4 protein-coding genes are annotated in these 5,757 nt (G+C 68.2%); all 4 read right to left on the bottom strand.

The window, feature by feature from the left end; genetic code table 11:
- Positions 1–818 (bottom strand): formyltetrahydrofolate deformylase (purU, locus tag ACVWY0_RS21950; RefSeq protein WP_485838576.1); only part of this gene is annotated, 818 nt, incomplete at its 3' end.
- 3 nt (positions 819–821) lie between these two features.
- Positions 822–2,195, bottom strand: coding sequence for an L-serine ammonia-lyase (locus ACVWY0_RS21945; protein ID WP_485838575.1), 1,374 nt, complete (start codon positions 2,193–2,195; stop codon positions 822–824).
- Entirely contained in the window at positions 2,196–2,831 is a 636-nt protein-coding gene (locus ACVWY0_RS21940) for a sarcosine oxidase subunit gamma (protein ID WP_485838574.1), read from the bottom strand.
- On the bottom strand, positions 2,824–5,757 hold a 2,934-nt coding region (locus ACVWY0_RS21935; RefSeq protein WP_485838573.1), incomplete at its 5' end, for a sarcosine oxidase subunit alpha family protein. The genes ACVWY0_RS21940 and ACVWY0_RS21935, both read right to left, overlap by 8 nt.

Genomic DNA, 5,757 nt, shown 5'->3' with positions numbered 1-5,757 from the left:
GCCTTGCATTCGGTGTCGCGTCCGGCGGCCACCAGGTCCTCGGGGCCGTAGGTGTGGTCCACTTCCACCGTCTGCTGGGAAATGATCGGACCCTCATCCAGCTCGGCATTCACATAATGAGCAGTGGCCCCCACAGTCTTGACCCCGCGGGCGTAGGCCTGGTGGTAGGGCTTGGCGCCCTTGAAGCTGGGCAGGAATGAGTGGTGGATGTTGATGGCGCGCCCGTCGAGCTTGCGGGTGAGTTCGTCGCTGAGGACCTGCATGTAGCGGGCCAGCACCACGAGCTCCACGTCGAATTCGTCCACCAGCTCGAGCAGCCGTGCTTCGGCCGCCGGTTTGGTGGCGGCGGTGACGGGCACGTGGAAGAACGGGATCCCGTGCCACTCCACGAGCGTCTGGTGGTCGGTGTGGTTGGAGACCACAGCGGCGATCTCCACGGGAAGTTCGCCGGTTCTGGTGCGGAACAGCAGGTCGTTGAGGCAGTGGCCGAACTTGGACACCATGATCAGCACGCGGCGCTTGGCGCCGTGGCGCTCCAGCCGCCAGCGCATCCCGAACCGTTCCGCCACGGGGCCAAAAGCGGCGCGGAGGGTGTCAGCGGTGGAGGCGTCGCCGTCGGACGCGAAGTGCACGCGCATAAAGAAGTGCGCCTCCGACCGTTCGCCGAACTGCTTGCTGTCCACGATGTCGCAGCCATGCTCGAGCAGGAAACCTGAGACGGCGTGGACGATGCCCGGCGTCTCGGGGCAGTCCAGGGTCAGGACGTGTTCCACGGTGGTGACCGGCAACGGGCGTGGTTCAGTCTGGATGTCGGTCATGGCTCAGCACTCGATGACGTTGACGGCGAGGCCTCCGCGGGAGGTTTCCTTGTATTTGGTTTTCATGTCCGCTCCTGTCTCACGCATGGTTTTGATGGCTTTGTCGAGGGATACTTTGTGGCTGCCGTCGCCGTGGAGGGACAGTCGCGCGGCGTTGATCGCTTTGACGCTGGCGATGGCGTTCCGTTCGATGCAGGGGATCTGCACCAGGCCGCCCACGGGATCGCAGGTCAGCCCGAGGTTGTGTTCGATCCCCACTTCGGCGGCGTTTTCCACTTGTTCGGGCGTGCCGCCGAGGACCTCGCACAGGCCCGCTGCAGCCATGGAACAGGCAGAGCCCACTTCGCCCTGGCAGCCCACTTCGGCGCCGGAGATGGAGGCGTTGATCTTGAAAAGAATCCCGACGGCGGCTGCCGCGAGGAGGAAGCGGACCACACCGTCGTCGTCGGCTCCGGGAACAAACTTGATGTAGTAGTGCAGGACGGCAGGCACGATGCCGGCCGCGCCATTGGTGGGAGCGGTGACAATCCGCCCGCCGGCGGCGTTTTCCTCGTTGACTGCGAGGGCGAACAGGTTCACCCATTCCATTGCGCGGAGGGGGTCGGTGACGCCCGTGTCCGCGGTCAGCGTGCGGAATAACGACGGCGCCCGGCGCCTCACGTTGAGCCCGCCGGGAAGGATTCCTTCCGCGGCGCAGCCGTTGTCCACGCACTCGCGCATGACCGCCCAGAGTGCCAGCAGCTTCTCGCGGAGCTCCGCTTCGCTGCGCCAGGTGAGTTCGTTGGCGAGCATAACCTCGGAGATGGACATGCCCTCGCGCTTGCAGATCGCCAGGAGTTGGTCGGCGCTGGTGAACGGGTAAGGCAGGGGGGTGTCGTCGGCCACCACGCGGTCGCCGGCGTCGGCGTCACCATCCACTACAAAGCCGCCGCCGATGGAGTAGAAGCTCCGTTCGCTCAGGACGGTTCCAGCGTGGTCCAGCGCGCGGAAGGTCATGCCGTTGGGGTGGGCGGGGAGGGACTTGCGCCGGTGCAGCACCACGTCCTCGTCCCAGTTGAAGTCCACCCGGTGGCCTCCGCCGATCATGAGCTCGGCGTCCAGGGCGGCTGCAGCCACCTGGTCGTCGGCGGTGGCGGTATCCACCGTTTCCGGGTCCAGGCCCTGCAGGCCCAGGACCACGGCCTTGTCCGAACCGTGGCCCCGCCCGGTGGCACCCAGCGAACCGAACAGCTCAGCCTGGACGCGTCGGGTGGCGCTCAGGTGGCCGTCGCCCTTGAGCCCGTCAGCGAACAGTTTTGCCGCCCGCATCGGGCCGACCGTGTGTGAGGACGACGGCCCGATGCCAACGGAAAACAGGTCCAGGACGCTGAGGGCCATTTAGGGGACCTCTGGCGAGTCGTACTCGCGCATTGCGTCGAGGAGCCAACGGCCCAGGAAGTCCGCGAAGGAAGCGCGGGGGAAGAGCCGGTAGCTTTCCTCCCCGGTCTTCTGCAGGACCACCGGGATGTTGCCTACCTCGGTGTTCAGGGCCGTTCCCGGGGTGAAGCTGCGGGGGTGCAGGTCCAGGGCGCAGCCCTTTTCCAGGACGGCCCGGGCCCGCGGACCGGAGAGCTCGAACGTGGTGCGGTTGGCGGAGAGGTCCACCACCTGGCCCGGGGCGTCGCCCAGCGCTTCCGTGAGGGAGCCGATGAGGTCACCGCCCAGGGAGTCGTGGGCCTGTTCCGGAGCGACCACCAGGAACTCGGAGGGTCCCAGCCAGAGGACGCTGACGCCGTCGGCGCCGCCCACCTCGCCGCAGCGTGCCGGCAGGCCGCCGGTAACGGCGGCGATCCGTGCGCCTTCTTCGGAGCGGGGATCCACACGGACACCCGCCATGGTCTGGAACGGGCCCTCGTTCAGGACAACCTTTCCCTCGATGGAGCCCGCATCCAGGGCCGCGGCCAGGTGTGAGGCCGGGCTGCGGCGGATGTCCCGGAGTCCATTGATGCCGTTGAGTGCTGCTGTGTTAGCCATCTTTGCGGGTCCCTTCGGGGTCAAAAAGTACGGTTTCGGCGACAACAACGTCAACCAGCTGGTCGCCGGCGGCGGCCACCAGGGTCTCGCCGATGCGGTTGCGGCCATTCTTGATCAGGGCCAGCGCGAAGGACCTGCCCAGGGCGGCGCTGTGGTAGCTCGAGGTCACGAAGCCCTGCATGGGCACGGGGCCGTAGGCGGGGTTTGTGGTGATCCCCTTTTCCACGAGCTGGGTGCCTTCGGGCAGCCGCAGCGTCCCGTCCACGGGCAGGACGCTGACCAGGTGCTTGCGGTCCGCGCGCTGGGTATCGGCCCGGGCGTAGGAGCGTTTGCCGATGAAGTCCTTGGCCTTGGAGACCACCCATTCCATCCCCGCGTCCTGCGGGGTGACGGTGCCGTCGGTGTCCTGGCCGACGATCGGGTAGCCTTTCTCGGCGCGGAGGACGTGCATGGTTTCGGTGCCGTAGGGGGTGATGTTGAATTCCGCCCCTGCCGCGGCCACGGCTTCCCAGGTGTTCAGCCCGTACCAGGACGGCACGTTGATCTCGTAGGCCAGTTCGCCGGAGAAAGAAATCCGGCAGATCCTCGCCTGCACGCCGGAAGCCAGCGTGGTTTCCCGGAACGTCATGAACGGGAAGGCTTCTGCTTCCAGCCCGCCGTCCGCTGCCAGGTCCGGCGCCAGTTTGGTGAGCACCGCCCGGGACTTGGGCCCGACGACGGCAATGGTGGACCACTGTTCGGTCACCGAGGTGCAGTGCACGTCGAGTTCGGGCCATTCGGTCTGCAGCCATTCCTCCAGCCAGTCCAGTACCTTCGCGGCGCCGCCGGTGGTGGTGGTCATGAAGTACCGGTCCGCGTCGAGGCGCAGGGTCACGCCGTCGTCGAAGATCATGCCGTCCGCCATGCACATCACGCCGTAGCGGGCGGAACCCGGGGCCAGCTTCTTGAACGCGTTGGTGTAGATCCGGTTGAGGAACTCACCGGCGTCCTTGCCCCGGATTTCGATCTTGCCGAGCGTGGTGGCGTCCATAAAGCCCACGGATTCGCGGACGGCGGCGCACTCGCGCAGCACGGCAGCGTCCATGTCCTCCCCGGCCTGCGGGTAGTACCAGGGCCGCTTCCACTGCCCGACGTCCTCGAAAAGCGCCCCCTGTGCGACGTGCCACGGGTGGACCGACGTGACGCGGGCGGGGTCGAACAGTTCGCCGCGCTGGCGTCCGGCGAGGGCTGAGAACGCCACCGGGGTGAACGGCGCCCGGTACGTGGTGGTGCCGATGTCGCCGATGCCACGGGAGGCTTCGCCGGCGGTCCGCAGCGCCGCTGCGATGACGCCGATCGCGTTTACCCCTGAGGTCTTGCCCTGGTCGTTGGCGGTGCTGATCGAGGTGTAGCGCTTGATGTGTTCCACGGAGCGCATGCCGGCGCCGGTGGAGCGCAGGACGTCGGCGACGGACTGGTCCCGCTGGAAGTCCACGAAGTGGTGGTGCCAGTCATCCGGGGTGCCGGCCTGTCCCGGAACCAGCCAGAGCTGGCGGGTGGGTCCGGACGCTTTCGGCTCGCCGAGGACGGCCGGCTTTGTGTCGGACTCGAAGCCCGCCGCAATGGCAGCTGCGGCCCCGGCGGAGATGCCCTCGGCCACGCAGTCCTCGAGTTCGAAGCTGCCGCGGCCGGAGCCAATGGACTGCTGGTTCGGCACCACGGTGCTCGGCACAAATGCCGCCAGGTCTTCGTCCCAGCGCAGCTTGCCCTGGCGCTGGGAGTGGAGGTGGACCAGCGGGCTCCAGCCGCCGGAAACTGCCAGCAGGTCGCAGGGGATTTCTTCGACGCCGGAGGTGAGTTCGCCGTCGTCGTTAATGCTGCGGACGGTGACCCCCTCCAGCCGGCCGTCAGTTTTGGTACCGGCGGTGGTGTCCGCCACGGCGCTGCCGATCAGCACCCGGGTGCCGGCTTCGACGGCGGCAGCCGCCACCGCAGTCAGCGCGGGACGGGCGTCGACGACGGCCGCCACCTTGACGCCGGCGGCGCGCAGGTCCGCGGCGAGGGCGTAGGCGCTGTCGTTGGTGGTGCTGATGGCCACGCGCTGCCCGGCGGCGACGGCGTAGCGGTTGAGGTAGCTGCGGACGGCCGAGGCGAGCATGATGCCGGGCCGGTCGTTGTTCTCGAACACCAGGGGCCGTTCGTGGGCGCCCGGAGCCAGGATCACCTGATTGGCACGCACGTGCCAGATCCGCTGGCGGGAGACGCCGGGGGCGGCCGGGCTGGACAGGTGGTCGGTGCGGTTCTGGACCGCGATGACGTAGTTGGCGTCGTAGGCGCCGAAGGCCGTGGTGCGGTTCAGGACCGTGCTTTCGGCTCCGGAAATGAGTTCGGCTTCCACGTCGGCTACCCATTCCAGGGCGGGCTTGCCTTCGATGGTCTCAGCCAGCCCGGGGGCAGTGGAGCCGGAGAGGAGCGAGCCGCCGAGTTCGGGCTGGTCGTCCATGAGGATCACGCGGGCACCGGTGCGGACCGCTTCGCGGGCGGCGGCCAGGCCGGCGGGCCCGCCGCCGATCACCAGGACGTCGGTGTGGACGTACTTCTTGTCATACTCGGCACGGTCCTCCTCAGGGTCCAGCCGGCCCAGGCCGTTGAGCAGTTCCGCCTTCAGGCCGTCCACCAGGGTGACGGTAGTGGCGGGGAGCATGGACTCGGCCACGTGGCCCGGGAACCGCGGCGCGATCTTGACCAGCGCGTTGGCTTCCTCCACACCGGCGGACATGATGCCGCGGGGCCGGTCCTCGTAGAGCGAATTGCCGGCGGCGATCCGGCCGTTGGCGAGCAGGGCCGAGGCGAGGGTGTCGCCGGGGTGGCCGGTGAATTCCTCGCCGTCCACGGTGAAACGCCAGGAGATGGTGCGGTCGATGCGTCCGCCGGCGGCGAGGCGGGC

The organism is Arthrobacter sp. UYNi723, from assembly GCF_054057635.1.
This window is presented reverse-complemented; position numbering and strand designations above follow the sequence as displayed.